Genomic DNA, 17,646 nt, shown 5'->3' on the forward strand with positions numbered 1-17,646 from the left:
GCGGCAGGTTATTGCGTGACGTTGTGTGGTGCGTCACACGTTCGCCGGACCCCGGGAACTTTATCGGCCGACAGACATTTCATGGAGGACTTGTGAAAACTTTGCCCATCATGTGTACGGATGACGGTGTCAGGCTCGGCGGCAGCGATCTCGAAGCTCGGAGATGACGGCACTCTCGAGCGCGTTGACGGCACCGTCCACAGTGGCCACCCGGTTGGCCACGTCGACGATGTCGCTCAGATCCCCTGGCTCGGCGTCCAGGCGTCGCCACACCTCGTCGGGGTCGATGTCGACAAGGTGAGCGAGCTGTTCGTCGACCACCTGATGCTGATCCCGGACCAGCCTCACCAGGTGCCGAACCAGCAGCGCCTCGTCATCCGCGATCTTCTCGTCCGCCATGATGACGAGCCACGCGACCCACAGCATCAACTGCGGGTGCTGACTCCGCTTGCTCAGATCGTCGGCGAGTTCGATCACCCGCGCCTCGTTCCGGAAGACGGCTTGCGCGTGCCGCCCCGCGAGAAGCGTCGTATAGCGGTTCAGCACCACCGCAAGGGGAACGCCGACCACCGGGATACCGATCTTGATGACGTTGCGCTGCAGAAGGTACTTCCCGACGACGGGGAGCCCCTTCGCGGCGGCCAGTACCCCTTTGGAGTAGAAGCGCTTGACCACCGGCCGCACCAGGGCCGGGACCGCCTTGACCACGCCTCCCCGGACCGCTTCCCCGCCCTTGATCGTGAAGGCCACTCGAATCAGCTTCCACATGTCATCGGGGTCGGACAGGTCGAGCGGGACCCGGTAGAGGACCGCGATGTCGTAGGCCAGACGGAGCTGGAGCCGGGTGATGAACGCGACATCGACCATCATGGTCGCAACGGCGGCCGGGACAGTCGCCGCCGAGGCGCCACCGAGGGTCCCGAGGGTGGCGGCGACGGCCGCCGTGTAGGCCCCGGCGGAGAGCCCGCCTTCGAGCGCGGCGTACCGAGCAGCCATCTTGATCCGCTGGTCGACGACGGCATCGGCGGGTACGCCCTCGTACCGCTCCTGGAAGTACTGCCAGTCGACCTTGTCGGTGTAGGAACTCAGGGCCTGAGCGCTGAGCTTGGTGAACCAGCCGCCCGACTTGATGTCGTCCGGGCTCAGCCCCTTGACGAAGTCCCGTAGCTCGGACCGCTCATGCTCGACGCGCTCCCGGTCGGCATCGTCGTCGCCGCCTGCGTCAGTCGCAGCTTCGGTCATGGCGAGGTCTTCCGCTGCCCGGGGTGGAGGGACTGTCGCCGCCGGGGACACGGCCTGCGGGCCGGAGCCCGTACCGCCGTCCTTCTCCAGGGCGTCGACGCCGAAGTCCGCCGCCAGTCCGGCCAGTCCGGACTCGTACCCCTGGCCGACGGCCCGGAACTTCCACTCGCCGCCGCGCCGGTAGAGCGCGCCGAAGACGAAGGCGCTCACGGCACCCGCGTCCTCGACGGAGAACTGGACCAGACCGCCGCCGGAGCTGTCGGCAAGGGTCAGACGGAGGTCGTTCAGGTCCCCGAAGCGGGATCCGCCGTAGCGGCTCGCCGCCACCACGATCTGCTCGACCTCCGCCGGTACGGCGTCCAGGTCGAAACTGATCCGGTCCTCGTAGCCGTCAGCCGTGGAAGTCTTCCCGAGCAGCCGCACACTGCCGTTGCCGGCGCCCGGGTTGTCGTAGGAACAGAAGTCGCCGTCGCTCCGCACCTTGCCATTGCCGTCGAGCAGGAGCACGGAGACGTCCGCGTCCCCCTCCCCGGTCGCGCTGCTCCAGCCAAGGCTCATCACCACGGAGGCGACATCCTCGCCCAGTGCGGCCAGACCGACGTTGGCACCCTTGATCATCTTTTGCACGCGGCCCCCCGAAGCGCTGCCCGACCAGGGCGCACGCCCGGCAGGATGTGTGTGGCGCGTCACATGCTCGCCGCACTCGGGGAATCCTAACGGCCGGGTGCTCCAATTGTGGAGAAGTCGTGAAAGCCTTGCTGTTCACGGTCGAACAGCTCGCCTCAGGACGACTCGCGAACCACCAGCTCCGTCGGCAGCACGATCCTCGGGCGCTCCTTCGTGCCGTCACCCGACGAGCGGTTCGCGATCTCCTGGAGCAGGACGCGGGTCATCGTGCGGCCCATCTCCTCGATCGGCTGACGCACGCTCGTCAGGGGCGGGTCCATGTGGCGGGCCACGGCGGAGTCGTCGAAGCCGATCAGGGCCACGTCGTCCGGGATGCGGCGGCCGGACTCGCGCAGGACGTGGCGGGCGCCGGCGGCCATGACGTCGGAGGCGGCGAACACCGCGTCCACGTCGGGGCGACGGTCCAGCAGCTCCCGCATCGCGCGGGCGCCGCCCTCCTCGCTGAAGTCGGCGGGCGCGATGAGCCGTTCGTCGGGGTCGAGGCCGGCCGAGGCGACGGCCTTGCGGTATCCGTCGAGGCGGCGCTGGGCGCCGTAGACGTCCAGGCGGCCGGTGATCGTGGCGATGGAACGGCGGCCTCGCGATATGAAGTGGTCGACGGCCGCGCGGGCGCCCTCGAAGTTGTCGGAGTCGACGGAGGGCAGCGTCTCCGCCGCGTGCCTGCGACCGCTGATCACGGAGGGCATGCCGAGCTGTTCGAGGAGGTCCGGCAGTGGATCGTCGGCGTGCACGGAGACCAGGAGCACCCCGTCCACCCGGTGCGCGGTCAGGTACTGGGCCAGCCGGCGGCGCTCGCGGTCGTTGCCCGCGAGGGTCAGCAGCAGCTGCATCTCCGTGTCGGCGAGTGCCGCCCCGACACCCCGCACGATGTCGGAGAAGTACGGCTCGGCGAAGAAGCGGGTCTCGGACTCGGGCACGACGAGAGCGATGGCGTCCGTGCGGTTGCCTGCGAGCGCGCGGGCCGCGCGGTTGGGTACGTAACCCAGTTCGGCGACCGCAGCCTCGACGGCCTCCCTGGTCTGTGCGCTGACCCGCGGCGAGCCGTTGATGACGCGCGAGGCCGTGCCCCGCCCGACTCCGGCACGGGCCGCTACCTCTTCGAGCGTCGGCCGCCCGCCACTCCGTACTCGCGCTGCCGCCATGGCTGCCTCCCGTTCGCGGTCAATTTCTCACAGCGGATGAGCCAAACCAAGTCCCACCGCCCGATCCCTCGACACTTGTCCGGACCAGGGTCCTTGCCAGCGCCACAACTCTTGGGAGCGCTCCCAAGACTACGGGGTCCGGATGACGAACAGGTAAGGCGGGCCTGTGAATGGAGGGCGGCGGGCACGGAAAAGCGGGACCTGGCGGTGTGCCGGGTCCCGCTTCTTCCGTGCCGGTCGGGTCAGACGGTCCCGCCCGGGGGCAGTGCGTGGCGACGGATCACGTCGGAGTACCAGTGGGCGCTCGTCTTGGGGATGCGGCGCTGGGAGGCGTAGTCGACGTACACCGCACCGAAGCGCTTCGAATAGCCGTACGCCCACTCGAAGTTGTCCATCAGCGACCACAGGAAGTAGCCGCGGACGTCGGCGCCGTCGGCGACGGCCCGCTGTACGGCGTCGAGGTGACCGTGCAGGTACTCGACCCGCTCCGGGTCCTCGACCTTGCCCTCGGGCGAGACATAGTCGTCGAACGCGGCGCCGTTCTCGGTGACCATCAGCGGGAGGCCGGGGTGGTCACGAGTGACGTCCATGAGCAGGTTGTAGAGCCCGTCGGGGTCGATCGACCAGTCCATCGCGGTGCGCCGCTTCCCCTCGGGGAGGTGGAAGGCGACGTGCTCGGAACCGGGCCACGGGGAGTGCTCGCTGGAGCCGTGGGCCTCGCTGCGCGCGTAGTCGGCCCCTTCCGCCGGGTTGGAGACCAGCGTCGGGGTGTAGTAGTTGATGCCGAGGGCGTCGACCGGGCGGGAGATGGTGGCGAGGTCGCCGTCCTTGACCAGCTTCGACCAGTCCACCAGGTGCGAGGTGTCGGCGATCAGGTCCTCGGGGTACTCCCCCCGCAGCATCGGACCGGTGAAGACGCGGTTGCCGACCGCGTCGATGCGGCGGGCGGCGTCGACGTCGGCCGCGCTGTCGGTCAGCGGGCGGACCTGGTGGAGATTGAGGGTGACCGAGGTCTGCGCAGAAGCGGGGAGTTGGGCGCGCAGAACCTCGATCGCCCGGCCATGGGCGAGGTTGAGGTGATGGGCCGCCTGCAGCGCCGCTGCGGGCTCGGTACGGCCGGGGGCGTGCACACCGGAGCCGTAACCGAGATAGGCCGAGCACCAGGGCTCGTTGAGAGTGGTCCACATGCCGACGCGGTCGCCGAGGGCGCCCGAGACGATGGCGGCGTAGTCGGCGAAACGGTCGGCGGTCACGCGCTCGGGCCAGCCGCCGGCGTCCTCGAGCTCCTGGGGCAGGTCCCAGTGGTAGAGCGTGGCGACGGGCATGATGCCGGCGTCCAGCAGCTCGTCGACGAGCTTGCGGTAGAAGTCCAGGCCCCGCTCGACGGCCGGGCCGCGGCCGGTGGGCTGGACCCGGGACCAGGAGACGGAGAAGCGGTACGCCTTCAGCCCGAGCTGCTTCATGAGCGCGACGTCGTCGCGGTAGCGGTGGTAGTGGTCGGCGGCGATGTCACCGGTGTCGCCGTTGCGGACCTTGCCGGGTGTGCGGCTGAAGGTGTCCCAGATGGACGGCGTGCGGCCGCCCTCGGCTGCGGCGCCCTCGATCTGGTACGAGGCGGTCGCCGCACCCCAGATGAAGCCCGTGGGGAACTGTGCCTCAGGCGCCTGCTTCGGTGTGGTGTCGGGTCGTACGGCTGTCATGCGGGAGCGCTCCCATGGGTGGAGGGACGAGGACGGTTCGGCGCGGGTCCCGGGGCCCGCACGGCCTGTGGTCAGATACAGGCCGCGCGGACCGCCAGGGTTCGGACCAGGGGCGGTCGGCGGACAAAAGGTCAGCCCTTGACCGCACCGGACATGATGCCTCCGACGATCTGCTTGCCGAAAATCACGAAGACGACGAGCAGCGGAAGGGTGCTGATCAGCGCACCGGCCATGACGATGCTCTGGTCGGGCACATAGGACGCGCTCAGCTGGCCGAGGGCCACCTGGATCGTGGGGTTCTCCTGATTCAGCGCGAGGTAGGGCCAGAAGAAGTCGTTCCAGGCCTGGACGAAGGTGAGCATGCCGAGCACCATCATGGCCGGTCGGGCGACCGGAAGCACGATGCTCCACACGATGCGGAGGTTGTTCGCCCCGTCCACCCGGCCCGCCTCGATGAGCTCGTACGGCAGGGCCTCGATGAGGTACTGGCGCATGAAGAACACACCGAAGGCACTCACCAGGGTCGGGAAGATCACCGACTCCAGCTGACCGCCCCAGCCGATGTCGGACATCAGCATGAAGAGCGGTACGACGCTGAGCTGCGGCGGGATCGTCAGCGTGGCGATGACTGCCGTCATCAGGGCGCCGCGGCCCTTGAAGCGCATCTTGGCGAAGGCGTAACCGGCCAGGGTGCAGAAGAACAGGGTCGCCAGCGTGATGCTGGCGGACACGACCAGCGTGTTGACGATGGCCTTGCCGAGGTGCGCCTGTTCCCAGGCCGCCTGGAGGTTGTGGAACAGGTTGCCGCCCGGGATGAGCGGCGGGCTGGTGTCCAGGATCTCGTCCTGCGTACGGGACGCCGCCACGAGCGTCCAGTACAGCGGGAACAGCGAGCCGATGCCGACCACGGCGAGGGCGAAGTAGGCGAAGGGGCCGGCGTGGTGCTGGCGGCCGGCGCCCGGCTTGAAGCGGCGGCGGCGCGGGGGTTCGTCGCCGACGGGGGCCTTGGAGACGGGCCTGTGGTCCGGCGCGGTGATGGGGCTTGTGGTGGTCATGTGTATCGCTCCCCGTCAGGCCGCGGACTTGCGCACGAAGCGCCCGACGAGCCAGTTGATCGCGGCAATGAGCAGCAGCAGGACGAGCATGGCCCAGGCGACTGCGGCGGCCTGGCCGAGGTGCCCGAGGTTCCAGCCGTAGTTGTAGAGATAGACGCTGAGCGTCTCGTACTGGTGCTCGGTACCGCCCGACGCGCCGTTGGTGCCGCCTTCGATCAGGAGGGGCTCACCGAAGAGCTGCATCGAGCCGATGGTCGAGATGACGATCGTGAAGAGGATCGTCGGCCGCAGCGCCGGGATCGTCACGTTGCGGAACTGCTGCCAGCGCGAGGCGCCGTCGAGCGAGGCGGCTTCGTACAGATCGGACGGGACGGCCTGCATGGCGGCGAGGTAGATCAGCGTGTTGTAGCCCGTCCAGCGCCAGATCACGATGACGGCGATGGCTATGTTGGACGTCCAGTGGCCGTTGACCCAGTTCGTCTCACCGGCGCCGAAGAACCCGAGGACCCAGTTCAGCAGGCCGCCGTCCGCCCGGAACACCAGGGCGAAGACAAGGGCCGCGGAGGCCACCGAGGTGGCGTACGGGGTGAGGATCACCGTGCGCCAGAAGGTGCTGGCCCGCAGTTTGTAGTTCAGCAGGTGGGCGAGGCCCAGCGCGACCATCAGCTGAGGCACGGTCGAGATGACGCCGATGACGAAGGTGTTGGTGACCGCGGTCCAGAATTCGGAGTCCTGCAGGATGGTGCTGAAGTTCTCCCAGCCCACCCATTCCATCTGGTCGAGGCCGGTCATCTCCACCTTGTGGAGGGCGATCCAGCCGGTGTAGATGAGCGGGTAGAGCCCGAAGGCGCCGAAGACGAGGAAGAAGGGCGCGATGTAGGCGTACGGCGATGCCTTGTCGTCCCAGCGCCACAGCCGGCTGCGCCATGCCTGACGGCTGGGGGTCATGGGCTTCGGGGCGCGGCGGCTGGGCCGGGAGCCTTGTGCGCCCCGCGTGGGGGTCGTGGTTGCCACAGGTGGGAGTCCTTCCCTGGGGTGTGCCGACACCGCAGGGGCAGGCCGGGCCTCTGGTCAGGTCCGGCGGAGGTGTCGGAGAGGTGCACGGAGCCGGTGGGAGAACCGGCACCTGCGCGGGCCGGCCGGGACGCGTGGTCCCGGCCGGCCGCACAGGTGAGGATCAGCCGACCACCTTGTCGATGGACTCGATGGCGGCGTCCCAGGCGGCGTCCGGCTTGGTGCCCCGCTGCTCCATGTTGTTGATCTGCTTGGAGAACTCGTCCTTGATCTTGGCGTCCTTCGCGCCGAGAACGGCGGCGGGGATGGCGTTGGCCTCGTCGGCGTAGATCTCACCGATGGGGGCGTTGTTGAAGTACTCGAGCTTGGCGGTCTTCACGTCGGGGAGGTCGTAGGCGCCCTTGTTCGACGGGAAGAGGCCGGCGGCCTTGAACACGGCGGCCTGCTGCTCGGGCGCGGTCAGCCACTTGACGAGCTCACCCGCCTCCTTGACGTGCTTGCCCTTCGCGGGCACGGAGAGGAAGGAACCGCCCCAGTTGGCCGCGGTCTCACCCGGGGTGCGGGCGATGTCCCACTTGCCCTTGTACTGGTCACCGGCGTATTCGGAGATCTGGGCGGCCATCCACGCGGGGCAGGCCACGGTTGCCATGGTGCCCTTGCGCAGGGCGGCCTTCCACGGGTCCTGGAACTGGGCCAGGCCCTGGGTCAGCTTCTTGTCGGCCGCCTCGCCCGCCAGCTTCCAGCCCTCCTTGACACTGGCGCTCGTCTTGTAGATCGGGTCGCCGTTCTTCGCGTAGTACTGCTCCGACTGGGAGCTGACGACACCGTTGTACATGGCGCTGGCGGAGTCCATGTAGAAGGTGCCCTCCGGCGCCTTCTTCTTGTACTCCTCACCGAGCTTGAGGTAGTCCTCCCAGCCACCCGCGAGCTTCGCGGCGACGTCCTCGCGGTCGGTGGGCAGTCCGGCCTGCTCGAACAGGTCACGGCGGTAGCAGATGGACATCGGGCCGATGTCGGTGCCGGCGCCTATGACCTTGCCGTCCCCGGTGGTCGCCTGCAGCGCCTTCCAGTTCACCCACTGGTCGGTGTCGATCACCTTGGAGAGGTCGGCGAAGGCGTCCGCCTTGGTGTCGACGAGCTCCTTGGCGCGGCCGACCTCGATGCCCTGGATGTCGGCCAGGCCGCTGCCTGTGTTGAGCTGCTGGAGGAACTTGGCGTAGTAGACCGGCTCTTCGGCCGCCGTGCTCGCCTTGACCGTGATGTTCGGGTGAAGCTCGTGGTACTTCTCGAAGAGCTTCGCCTCCTTGTACCCGAACTGCCCGTAGTCGGCGAGGGTCAGGGTGATGTTCCCGTCCGCGTCTGCGGCGTCGGAATCCGAGCCGGAATCGCTGCAGCCGGTCAGCAGCAGGGCGGCGGCCGTGAGGCCCGTGGTAGCCAGGACGGCTGTTCTGCGGCTTCGACCTGCAACGGTGCGGGTGATGCGCATTCCACTACTCCTTGTTCCAGGGTGGGACTTGCGTTCGATCTGTGGCATACGCGCTGGTGGGTGCGGGTGCCACGGGTACGGAGAGGACATGGGCGGTGCCGTCCCCGTACGAGCGAAAAACATCGTTCGAGATGGGAGCGCTCCCATGCGCTGATGCCGGAAGATTGCTACCTCGCGAGGTGGGTGTCAAGAGTTGAAGACGCTTCCGTTGCGCGAGCGTGTCCTGCAAGTCACGGGAACGTGTCCGACCGAGGGCTTGTGTTTACCTTCGCACCCTGCATGCGGCGTTGAAGGGGGTACGAATTACCGCAGGTCAGCGCGGCGTTGGGCCACCTGAGGCCCTTCCGGGGGCGGGAAAAGCCGGTCTGCGGCTCAGATTTCCGCGCCATGCCCAAAAGGGACCCGGGGGCCCCTCCCGTCCCGCGAAGCCCGCCGGAAGATGAACGGGGCGGCCCGCCGGAGGGGCACACAGGGGGTCATGAAGTGTTTCCGTGTTCTTTCCCCGAACTCCACTGCCGCGCGGGGAGGTTCCTCTTCATTCGGCCCGGGTGGGGCGGGGACCGACACGACGAACCCCTCCACGCGCCGGGGCGGCGTGGAGGGGAGAAGGGTGGGGCGCGCGCCCCGGCCGGGTGTGGGGGGATGTGGGGGGGCGGCCGGGACGCGCGGGTCGTGGTGGCCGGAGAGGCGCCGGACTATCCGAAGGCGCCGAACGCCTTGGTGAAGGCCAGCGGCTCCTGGAGGATCGAGCTGCAGGTGGCGTCCGCGGTCGGCTTCTCGCCGCCCTCGCACTGCGCGTCCCGGGTGCCCGACCACATCGACAGCCGGCCGATGCCCTTCTCCTGCGCGAACTTCACCAGCTGCGTGGCGTCCTCGACGGTGAAGATCTCGGTGGCGACGTCGTTCACGCCGATCATCGGGGTGACCGCGACGGCCTCCCAGGCCGCCGCGTCCGTGAGCCCGAGTACGCCCTTGATCTGGGCCTGCGTGGCGGTGGCCGCCTGGGTGGCGTAGTCGCCCATGTCATCGCTGTACGAGGCCCCGTAGTCCATCGCCATGATGTTGACCGCGTCGATCCCGACGCCGTTGGCCTTCGCGTCCGCGATCAGGTCCACACCCGGCTGGGTCAGCCCCTCGGGCATCACGGGCAGCGTGAAGGACACGTCGAGACCGGGGTGCGACTTCTGGAGCTGGGCGATGGCCTGCGAACGGCGGGTGTTGGCGGCGGTGTCGGGCAGCGCCCCGCCCTCGATGTCGAAGTCGACCTTGGTCAGCTCGTACGTGTCGATGACCTCGGCGTACGCGGCGGCGAGCTCGTCCGCCGAGGAGCAGTGCAGCGCCAGCTCGGCGCCGGCGGCTCCGCCGAAGGAGACCCGGACGTCGCCGCCCTCGGCCCGCAGCGCGCCGATCTGGGAGGCCACCTGGTCGTCGGCGAGTCCGGTGACTCCGCCCCACAGCGGCGCGCAGCTGCCGCCGGATGTGATGAAGGCCAGGTTGAACTCCTTGACGCCCGTGCTGGACGCGGTGCCCAGCAGGTCGTAGGCGGGGTGGAGCGACGTGTCGACGTACGGGGCGAATCCGGCCCCGTCGGCCGTCCCGGACGGCCCGGACGGTTCGGACGGTTCGGACGGTTCGGATGCCTCGGACGTCGGGGTCTGCGTGGGCTCGGCCGTCGCGCTCCCGGTGGGCGTGGTGTCCCCGGTCGGCCGTCCGCCCGGTTCCGGTGCCTCGCCGCCGTCCGCGGAACAGGCGGCGCCGTTGATGCGGCAGCCCTCCGGATCGGCGGCGGCCGCAGCGGAGGCCGCCGCGGAGGCCGTGACGAAGCCGACCGTCACGGATTCGCCCGGGGCGATGTCCTTGTTCCAGCTCTCGGGCTTCACGGTGACGTGGTCGCCGCTGACGGTGTGCTCACCGTTCCAGAGCGAGTCGATCTTCGTGCCGGCGGGCAGGTCGAATTCGAGCGTCCAGCCCGACTGGACCGTCCCGGTGTCGTTCGAGACGACGTACTGCCCGGTGTAGCCACCGGTCCAGCCGCTGGCCCTGGTGTAGGCGGCGCCGACCGCCGCTGCCTGAGCCGTGCCGGTCAGTGCGAAGACCGTCCCGCCCACGACTGCGGCGGCGACGAGGGCGCCGACGGCCTTGGTGCGGGTGCTCGTCCTGCGGCGGTGCGTGCTGGTGCCCATCGCGTGCCTCTGTCCTGCCGGGGGGGTGGTGATTGCGTCTGCACGCTAGCCGCCGCGAACCGGGCAAAAGGCACTCATGGGACATGGGGTGATGTCCTTAGGGTTTACTTAAGGAGGACATCGGTGCGGGTTAAGACCGGCGGTCCTGGAGGTCCGGGGCGGAGCCCGCAGCGCCGCGGAACTCCGCGTTCCGGCTTCTCGCTCCCCGCCTTCCGCTACGCCGCCCCACCCGGTGCCCCCGGCGGGCGCGTTCGGCCGGGCCGCCGTCCAGCCCTATCCAGATGCGCACCTCCGTGCCACCGAGCACCGAACGCCCGATCCGCAGGTCGCCGCCCGTGGACTCGGCGACCCTGCGGACGATGTCGAGGCCGAGGCCGGTCGACCCCACCTCGGCCCGCGCTCCGTTCCGTCCGCTCGCACCCCGGGCCAGGGCGGATTCCGGATCGGGTATGCCTGGCCCCGCGTCCGAGACCAGCACCAGCACCGCGTCGCCGCTGTGGTGCACATCGACGGCGAAGGCGGTGCCCTCCGGGGTGTGCCGGAAGACGTTGCCGAGCAACGCGTCGAGAGCGGCGGCCAGTTCGGGCCTGGCCACCGGGATCCGTACGGTGCGGTCCACGCCGGCCAGCCGCACCGTACGTCCCTCGTCCTCGGCCAGCGCCGACCAGAACCCCATGCGTTCCCGGATGACCTCCGACGCGTCGCACCCGGCACCCGCGCCCGTCTGCGCGCCCTGGGTCTGCGGTCGCTGCTCCCGGGCCGTACGGATGATCGTGTCGACCTCGTGCTCCAGCTGTTCGACGGCGGCCCTGGTCTGCTCGACGGCCGGGCCCTCGCCCAGTGAGGCGGCGTTGAGACGGAGCACGGTCAGCGGGGTGCGGAGCCGGTGCGAGAGGTCTGCGGCCAGTTCGCGTTCGTTGGCCAGGAGCTGGACCACCTGGTCGGCCATGGAGTTGAACGCGACGGCGGCGGAGCGGAGCTCGGTGGGGCCCTCCTCGGGGACCCTGGTGCCCAGCCGCCCCTCCCCCAGGTCCTGGGCGGCGCCCGCGAGCCGCTGGGCGGGCTCCACCATCCGTACGCCGAGCCGGTCGGCGACGGCCACCGAGCCGACGATCAGCGCGGCCCCGACGCCGGCGAGCACCAGCCAGGCCGTGCCGACGCCGTTGGAGACCTCGTCCTCGGGCACGAACACCTCGACGACCGCGATGCCTCCGGAGCCGAGCGCGGTGGGCTGGAGCAGCGCGGAGCCGCCGGGCACATCGGCGATGGAGGCGCGGCCCGACTTCCGTACGGTCTCCAGGTCCTCGCGGGTGGCGCGGCGGGTTCCGATCTCCAGGCGGTCGCCGCCCTCCCCGGCCGCGGGGACGTGGACAGCGAGGCGTCCACGGCCGCCGGGCTCGGTGGACAGGACGGCCCGGGTCAGCTCTTCACGGTCGGTGGTGATGGTGAGGGTCGGGCCGATGGTGGCGGCCTGCCGCTCGGCGTCGGAGAAGGCGCGGTCACGGGCCATTTCCTTGATGACGAGCCCGAGCGGTACGGCGAACGCGATCACGACCATGGCCGTGACTGCCAGGCAGACCTTGACCAGGGCCCATCTCATGCGGAGGGCCCCGTGGCCGGCGGTTCGAGTTTCACGCCGACTCCGCGCAGGGTGTGCAGATAGCGCGGCCGGGCGGCCGTCTCGCCCAGCTTGCGGCGCAGCCAGGAGAGATGGACGTCGATGGTCTGGTCGTCCCCGTAGGACTGCTTCCAGACCTCGGCCAGCAGCTCGCGGCGCGGGACGACGACGCCGGGGCGGCCGGCCAGGAAGGCCAGCAGGTCGAATTCACGGCGGGTCAGGTCCAGTGCCGTGCCGTCCAGTTCGGCCTGGCGGCGCAGTGGGTCGATGGAGAGCCCGCCGACCTGGAGGACACGCGGGGGCGGGGTCTGGGCGCCGGGGCCACGGGTGCGGCGCAGGACGGCCGCCATGCGGGCAGAGAGGTGCTCCACCGAGAACGGTTTGGTCAGGTAGTCGTCGGCGCCGTCGTTGAGCAGCCTGACTATCTCGGCCTCGTTGTCCCGCGCGGTCGCGATGATCACGGGTACGTCGGTGATGGAGCGCAGCATCTTCAGCGCCTCGGCGCCGTCGAGGTCGGGCAGCCCGAGGTCTAGGACGACCACGTCGAAGCTGAAGTGCGCGACTTCGCGCAGCGCTTCGAGGGCGGTGCCGACGCTCCGTACCGTGTGCGAGGCCTCGGTCAGGTGCCGGATGAGGGCGGAACGTACGAACTGGTCGTCCTCGACCACGAGCACACTAGGCATGCGCCGCACCGTAGCCCATCCGGAGGAACAGCATCCTCTCCAGGACAGCGGTGGTGCGGGTGGTGCAGGATGTGCCGGATGCAACGAGGACTCGTACACGCGGTCGCGTGGTCGCTCGCCACGGGTGCGGCGGTCACCCTGTCGTGGTGGGGCGTGCACACGGTCATGTCGGGTACGGCGTACGACCCTCCGCGGGCCGTTCCGATCTCGGTGGAGGCACGGGGCGCGCAGGCGGGCAACGAGCCGGTGTCGTCCTCGACGCACCGCGCGCTGCCGTCCGCCTCTCCGAGCTCCTCCGCCTCCCGTTCGACGGTCCCGAAGTCCCCCAGCCCCTCCCGGAAGCCGTCCACCCGGCCGCCTGCCACGGGTGAGAGCCCGGCGGAGTCCTCGGCGCCTCCCGCCGCCTCGGGCGAGGTGAGGAGTTACCCGACGCGCGGCGGCAGGGTCGTCCTGGAGCTGGCGGACCACTCGGCGAAGCTGGTCTCGGCGACGCCGGAGCCGGGCTGGTCGATGCAGGTGTGGACGAACCCCGAGTGGATCCGGGTGGACTTCAGCGACGGGGCGGGCGCGACGGTCTCCGTCTTCTGCACCTGGAACGGCCATCCGCCGACGGTGGAGGCCGTCGACCAGTAGTGCTCACGAGAAGGTGCCGGGCGGCGGGGCCGGGGACGGCTTGGCGCCCGCGTCGGTGACGACGGCGGCGCCTCCCGTGAAGTCGGCGAGCGCGCGGCCCTGTTCGACGCGGCCGGGATGCGGGTCGCTCGCGACCCTCCGGGTCAGGTCGGCGACCGCGATCGGCAGGTCCGAGGCGACCAGGATCGCGTTGCCGAAGCGGCGGCCGCGCCAGACGGTCGGATCGGCGGCCAGGGCCAGCTCGGGGAAGAGCGAGGCGGCCGTGGCGATCTGGCCGCGCAGGTGGGCGAGCGGAGGGCCGTCGGCGAGGTTGGCCGCGTACTGGCCGCCGGGCTTCAGCACCCGGCGCACCTCGGTGAGGAATTCTGCGGAGGTGAGATGCGCGGGGGTACGGGCTCCGCCGAAGACGTCGGCGATCACGAGGTCCGCCCAGCCGTCCTGGATCTTCCCGAGTCCCTCACGGGCGTCCACCGAGCGGACGCGTATCCGGGCCTGCGGGTCCAGGGGCAGCTCCCGGCGCACCAGTTGGACGAGGGGAGCGTCGATCTCCACTACCTGCTGGGTGGAGCGGGGGCGGCTCGCGGCGACGTACCGGGCGAGCGTGAAGGCTCCGCCGCCGAGGTGCACCACCTGGAGGGGTCTGCCGGGCGGCGCGGCGAGATCGATGACATGACCGAGTCGGCGCTGGTATTCGAACGAGAGGTATGAGGGGTCGTCCAGGTCCACGTGGGACTGCGGGGCTCCGTCCAGCAGCAGTGTCCAGGCGCGCGGGCGCTCACGGTCGGGCACGAGCTCGGCCAGGCCGCCGTCCACCGTCGCGGAGACGGGCTCCTGCCGTCGCTCGGACCGCTTCCGGTCGCTCGCGCCCCGGTCCGCTCCTCGACGTGCCACGCGCGCTCGTCCCCCCACTCACCGGTTCGGCCGGCGCCTGGGAAGGACCGGGCGGGCACTCCGCCCACCTGGCCATTATGGCCTCAGCGGCAGTTGTCGGCCGCCTCGATGAGCCGGGCCGCCTGGTCGAGGGCGGCGCGGAGAACGGCCGGGTCGGTGACCGGGGTCTCGTCGGCGGGCGGCAGGAGCCAGCCCCCTCCGGTGACGGGCGGCTCGGCGGGGACGCGCAGCCCCCTGCCGTCCGTCCGCGTACAGGCACTGCCGGGTACGTCCCACGCCTCCGCCGTACCGGACGGCACCAGGAAGCCGAGGACGGCGCAGGCTCCGTCGTGCAGCACCGGGCCGACCGGCTCGTCGTCCGATCCCCTGCGCAGGATGTCCACGGCCTCCAGTCCCTGACGCGCCGGGACGGTCACCAGATCGCACGGTGTGGTCTCCGGGCCCCTGTCCATATGAGGCAAGGGAACCCCTCCTCTCGTCTCGACGGGACGGCGCCGCGCCCCGTCTCCTCATGGACCAACGCGCCGACGGCGTCAAGGGCTACGGCGGCACGCCGCCGCAAAGGATGGCAGTTCATGGCGGATCACGGGCGAGATGTCCGCTTTATAGGTAAACGCTGCGTGTGCGGACCGTCACAGCAGGTACGTTCTTGCTCCGCCGGGGCACCGGAAGCAGGAGCCCGGCTGCACCAGAGAGGGCCCCGCCATGGTGTCGACACGGGCAGTTCCCAACCTCGCCTTCCGACGGCTGCGCGGACAGCGCTCCGCCGGGGAGTTCGCGGCGGCGGTCCGCAGGGCCGCGCGCGAGATCGGTGAACAGGTCGCGTGCGACGCCCGGTACATCGGGCGCGTGGAGTCCGGCGAGATCCGCTGTCCCAACTACGCGTACGAACGGGTGTTCCTGCACATGTTCCCCGGGGCGAGCCTCGCGGACCTGGGCTTCTCGGACCGCGAGAGCGTGCGCGGCCGGGGGGCCCGCACGACGCCTCCGCCCCCGCCCACCACACCCCCCACGCTCGACAGCGACATCCACGAGGAGAGCGACGTGCTGCGTCGCGTGTTCATGACCAGCGGTACCGCCACGGTGGCGGCCGCATCCCTGGGTCTGGGCGGCCGTTCCGCCGCCGGCCCCCTCACCCTCCCCGCGCAGCGCCGGATCGGCGAGGCCGAGGTGAGCGCCGTGGAGAAGGCGGTGCGCCAGATCCGGCTGCTCGACGACCGGCACGGCGCGGACGGCCTCTACCGGCGGGCCTCCCAGCCCCTCCGCGCCGCGTACGCCCTGCTCGACGCCGGGACCACGGCGCGGCGCAGCACGGCGGACCGGCTGCACGCCGGCGCCGGTGAGCTGGCGATCTCGGTGGGCTGGCTGGCCCACGACTCCGGGCGCTTCGACGACGCGCGCTCCCATTACGCGGAGGCGCTCGCGACGGCGCGGCTGGCCGGGGACGCGGCGCTGGAGGCGCACGCGTTCTGCAACGCGTCCTTCCTGGCCCGTGACACGGGGCGGGCCCGCGAGGCCGTGCGTGCCGCGGAGGCCGGGCAGCGGGCGGCCCGGCCGCTGGGCTCGCCTCGGCTGCTGGCCCTGCTGGCGCTGCGGGAGGCGGGGGCCAGGGCGTGGCTCGGGGACCGCACGGGGTGCGAGCAGGCGATCGGGCGGGCGCAGACCGCGTTCGAGCGCGGGCCGGCCGACGCGGACCCGGAGTGGATGACCTTCTTCCGGGAGGCGGAGCTGGAACTGCTGGAGGCGCAGTGCTGGTCGGCGCTGGGTGACTGGCCCCGGGCGGCGCGGCATGCCCGGCGGGCGACCCGGCTGCAGGATCCGCACTTCACCCGGAACCTCGCGCTGTACCGTGCGCAGCTCGCCGGTGACCTGGCGCGGGCGGGCACGGCCGACGAGGCCGCGGCCGCCGGCCACCAGGTGCTGGACCTGCTGGACCGGGTCCAGTCCTCGCGGATCCGCGGGATGCTGTCGAGCGCGGTGCGGGTGCTCCGGCCGCGGGGTGGCCCGGAGGTGACGGCCCTCCTGGCCCGCTACGAGGAGCTGCCCCCGGACGCGTGACGCCGCGGCGCCCCCCAGCTCGGGCCGGGCGCGTCCAGCCCGTCCGGTACCTTCCGGCCCTGGCCGGCCATATCGAGTCTGGGCCAGGCAATCCAGCCCGTCCGGCGTTCGAGGACGGAACCCTGATGTCGCGCAGGTGCCGGCTGCCCATGTGAGCCTGCGAGGGAGAGCGCCTCCAGGACCACGCGCACCGGTTCCGTCCTCAATCGCCGGACGGGCTTGAACCGGCCAGGCTGGACATGCCTGCCCGGAGCGCGGCAGCGGAACAACCGGACGGGCTTGGACTGGCCGGCCAGAACTGGGTTTGCCCACCGGGGCAGGGCAGCGGCCGCCCGGGCCGAGATTCGCCGGCCCGGGCGGCAAAGGCGAGCTCGGGCACCCCGGGTCAGCGGTCCAGGTGGCCCGTGTCGTTCCAGCGTTCCAGCGCCGGAAGCCCGTACGCCCAGCCCAGCACCGACAGCGACGTGGGCTCCAGACGGATCCGCGCCGCGAAGGACACGTCCTCGTCCAGCCACCGCGCCCCCAGCGCCCGCAGGATGTGGCCGTGGGCGAAGACCAGCACATCGCGGTCGGCGGAACGCGCCCACTCGACGACCTCGTCCGCCCGGGCCGTGAGCGCGGCGAGGCTCTCGCCCCCGGGGACCCCGTCGCGCCAGATGAGCCAGTCCGGCCGGTCCGCCTTGATCTGCGCCGGAGTCAGGCCCTCGTAATCCCCGTAGTCCCACTCCATCAGCGCGTCCCACGGCTGTGCCCGCTCCCCGAACCCGGCGAGCGCGCAGGTCTCGGACGCCCGGACGAGCGGGCTGGTCCGCACCTCGACGCCGGGCAGGCCACCCCAGGGCTCCCGGCACAGCCGTTCGCCCAGCAGCCTGGCGCCCTCGCGGCCGGTGTCGAGGAGGGGAATGTCGGTCCTGCCGGTGTGATTGCCCTGGACGGACCACTGTGTCTGGCCGTGCCGGGCGAGCAGGATTCGCGGTGCCATGACGGCTCTCCCTGAAAATTACTGAGATCCGAAGATCCGGGGACCCTAGGATCTGGTGGGTCCGGGACAGCGGTGTCCGGGACGGCGACGGGGCGGCTGACGCGGCCGGCCTGCCGGCAGGCCGGTGCGGGCAAAGGCCCCGCTCCATCATCTCCCACATGCTTCACGGGCAACCCGCGGGGCGGTGTGCGCGTCCCTCTTCACACATGACCAGGGGCGACCGCATGGGACGGCCCCCAAGGGGAATCAGGGCAGACGACCGCCGTACGGTT

The 17,646-nt window shown here is 70.9% G+C and carries 14 protein-coding genes; 2 read left to right on the plus strand and 12 right to left on the minus strand.

Features of this window, described 5'->3' with window-relative positions:
- Nucleotides 1-129 precede the first annotated feature (129 nt).
- From ACIREO_RS28250 to ACIREO_RS28290, 9 genes are all read right to left on the minus strand, one after another.
- Nucleotides 130-1,860 carry a TerD family protein gene (locus tag ACIREO_RS28250; protein ID WP_404115615.1) on the minus strand — a complete coding sequence of 577 codons (1,731 nt, stop codon included), beginning with the start codon at nucleotides 1,858-1,860 and terminating at the stop codon, nucleotides 130-132.
- 164 nt (nucleotides 1,861-2,024) lie between these two features.
- A complete protein-coding gene (locus ACIREO_RS28255) occupies nucleotides 2,025-3,071 on the minus strand; it encodes a LacI family DNA-binding transcriptional regulator (RefSeq protein ID WP_404115195.1) in 1,047 nt (348 codons plus the stop codon).
- A gap of 242 nt (nucleotides 3,072-3,313) precedes the next feature.
- Nucleotides 3,314-4,771, minus strand: a complete 1,458-nt coding sequence (locus ACIREO_RS28260; RefSeq protein ID WP_404115197.1) for a GH1 family beta-glucosidase — start codon at nucleotides 4,769-4,771, stop codon at nucleotides 3,314-3,316.
- Nucleotides 4,772-4,902: 131 nt separating this feature from the next.
- Nucleotides 4,903-5,826, minus strand: coding sequence for a carbohydrate ABC transporter permease (locus ACIREO_RS28265; RefSeq protein WP_404115199.1), 924 nt, complete (start codon nucleotides 5,824-5,826; stop codon nucleotides 4,903-4,905).
- 15 nt (nucleotides 5,827-5,841) lie between these two features.
- Complete coding sequence (locus ACIREO_RS28270; protein ID WP_404115201.1) at nucleotides 5,842-6,840, minus strand: carbohydrate ABC transporter permease; 999 nt, start codon at nucleotides 6,838-6,840, stop codon at nucleotides 5,842-5,844.
- Between the two features lie 163 nt (nucleotides 6,841-7,003).
- Nucleotides 7,004-8,326, minus strand: coding sequence for an ABC transporter substrate-binding protein (locus tag ACIREO_RS28275; protein ID WP_404115202.1), 1,323 nt, complete (start codon nucleotides 8,324-8,326; stop codon nucleotides 7,004-7,006).
- A 695-nt stretch (nucleotides 8,327-9,021) separates the two neighbouring features.
- Entirely contained in the window at nucleotides 9,022-10,509 is a 1,488-nt protein-coding gene (locus ACIREO_RS28280) for a cellulose binding domain-containing protein (protein ID WP_404115204.1), read from the minus strand.
- Nucleotides 10,510-10,639: 130 nt separating this feature from the next.
- Nucleotides 10,640-12,109 carry a sensor histidine kinase gene (locus ACIREO_RS28285; RefSeq protein ID WP_404115206.1) on the minus strand — a complete coding sequence of 490 codons (1,470 nt, stop codon included), beginning with the start codon at nucleotides 12,107-12,109 and terminating at the stop codon, nucleotides 10,640-10,642.
- On the minus strand, nucleotides 12,106-12,810 hold the full coding sequence (locus ACIREO_RS28290; RefSeq protein WP_404115208.1) for a response regulator transcription factor: 705 nt from the start codon (nucleotides 12,808-12,810) through the stop codon (nucleotides 12,106-12,108). Before ACIREO_RS28290 ends, ACIREO_RS28285 begins: the two co-directional genes overlap by 4 nt.
- Before the next feature lie 78 nt (nucleotides 12,811-12,888).
- Here ACIREO_RS28290 and ACIREO_RS28295 point away from each other — a divergent pair, with 78 nt between their 5' ends.
- Entirely contained in the window at nucleotides 12,889-13,443 is a 555-nt protein-coding gene (locus tag ACIREO_RS28295) for a hypothetical protein (RefSeq protein WP_404115210.1), read from the plus strand.
- A 3-nt stretch (nucleotides 13,444-13,446) separates the two neighbouring features.
- On the opposite strand, the gene ACIREO_RS28300 is transcribed toward ACIREO_RS28295, so the two are convergent.
- Complete coding sequence (locus ACIREO_RS28300) at nucleotides 13,447-14,334, minus strand: spermidine synthase (protein WP_404115212.1); 888 nt, start codon at nucleotides 14,332-14,334, stop codon at nucleotides 13,447-13,449.
- Nucleotides 14,335-14,417: 83 nt separating this feature from the next.
- Entirely contained in the window at nucleotides 14,418-14,786 is a 369-nt protein-coding gene (locus tag ACIREO_RS28305) for a hypothetical protein (protein ID WP_404115214.1), read from the minus strand.
- A 253-nt stretch (nucleotides 14,787-15,039) separates the two neighbouring features.
- Between ACIREO_RS28305 and ACIREO_RS28310 the strand changes: the two genes are divergently transcribed.
- Nucleotides 15,040-16,392: a tetratricopeptide repeat protein gene (locus tag ACIREO_RS28310; protein WP_404115216.1), complete on the plus strand. Its 1,353-nt coding sequence runs from the start codon at nucleotides 15,040-15,042 to the stop codon at nucleotides 16,390-16,392.
- Nucleotides 16,393-16,777: 385 nt separating this feature from the next.
- Here ACIREO_RS28310 and ACIREO_RS28315 read toward each other — a convergent pair whose 3' ends face one another.
- The gene (locus ACIREO_RS28315; RefSeq protein WP_404115218.1) at nucleotides 16,778-17,374 is read right to left on the minus strand and encodes a histidine phosphatase family protein; all 597 of its coding nucleotides are present in this window, start codon (nucleotides 17,372-17,374) and stop codon (nucleotides 16,778-16,780) included.
- Nucleotides 17,375-17,646: the final 272 nt, after the last annotated feature.

Source organism: Streptomyces sp. NPDC102441 (assembly GCF_044765585.1).
Lineage (GTDB): Bacteria > Actinomycetota > Actinomycetes > Streptomycetales > Streptomycetaceae > Streptomyces.

What these genes read in the sequence shown, in the direction of transcription:
- ACIREO_RS28260 (WP_404115197.1), bottom strand. Translation starts at nt 4,771, where the DNA reads ATGACAGCCGTACGACCCGACACCACACCGAAGCAGGCGCCTGAGGCA.
- ACIREO_RS28310 (WP_404115216.1), top strand. Translation starts at nt 15,040, where the DNA reads ATGGTGTCGACACGGGCAGTTCCCAACCTCGCCTTCCGACGGCTGCGC.
- ACIREO_RS28290 (WP_404115208.1), bottom strand. Translation starts at nt 12,810, where the DNA reads ATGCCTAGTGTGCTCGTGGTCGAGGACGACCAGTTCGTACGTTCCGCC.
- ACIREO_RS28250 (WP_404115615.1), bottom strand. Translation starts at nt 1,860, where the DNA reads ATGATCAAGGGTGCCAACGTCGGTCTGGCCGCACTGGGCGAGGATGTC.
- ACIREO_RS28305 (WP_404115214.1), bottom strand. Translation starts at nt 14,786, where the DNA reads ATGGACAGGGGCCCGGAGACCACACCGTGCGATCTGGTGACCGTCCCG.
- ACIREO_RS28315 (WP_404115218.1), bottom strand. Translation starts at nt 17,374, where the DNA reads ATGGCACCGCGAATCCTGCTCGCCCGGCACGGCCAGACACAGTGGTCC.
- ACIREO_RS28255 (WP_404115195.1), bottom strand. Translation starts at nt 3,071, where the DNA reads ATGGCGGCAGCGCGAGTACGGAGTGGCGGGCGGCCGACGCTCGAAGAG.
- ACIREO_RS28275 (WP_404115202.1), bottom strand. Translation starts at nt 8,326, where the DNA reads ATGCGCATCACCCGCACCGTTGCAGGTCGAAGCCGCAGAACAGCCGTC.
- ACIREO_RS28265 (WP_404115199.1), bottom strand. Translation starts at nt 5,826, where the DNA reads ATGACCACCACAAGCCCCATCACCGCGCCGGACCACAGGCCCGTCTCC.
- ACIREO_RS28280 (WP_404115204.1), bottom strand. Translation starts at nt 10,509, where the DNA reads ATGGGCACCAGCACGCACCGCCGCAGGACGAGCACCCGCACCAAGGCC.
- ACIREO_RS28295 (WP_404115210.1), top strand. Translation starts at nt 12,889, where the DNA reads ATGCAACGAGGACTCGTACACGCGGTCGCGTGGTCGCTCGCCACGGGT.
- ACIREO_RS28285 (WP_404115206.1), bottom strand. Translation starts at nt 12,109, where the DNA reads ATGAGATGGGCCCTGGTCAAGGTCTGCCTGGCAGTCACGGCCATGGTC.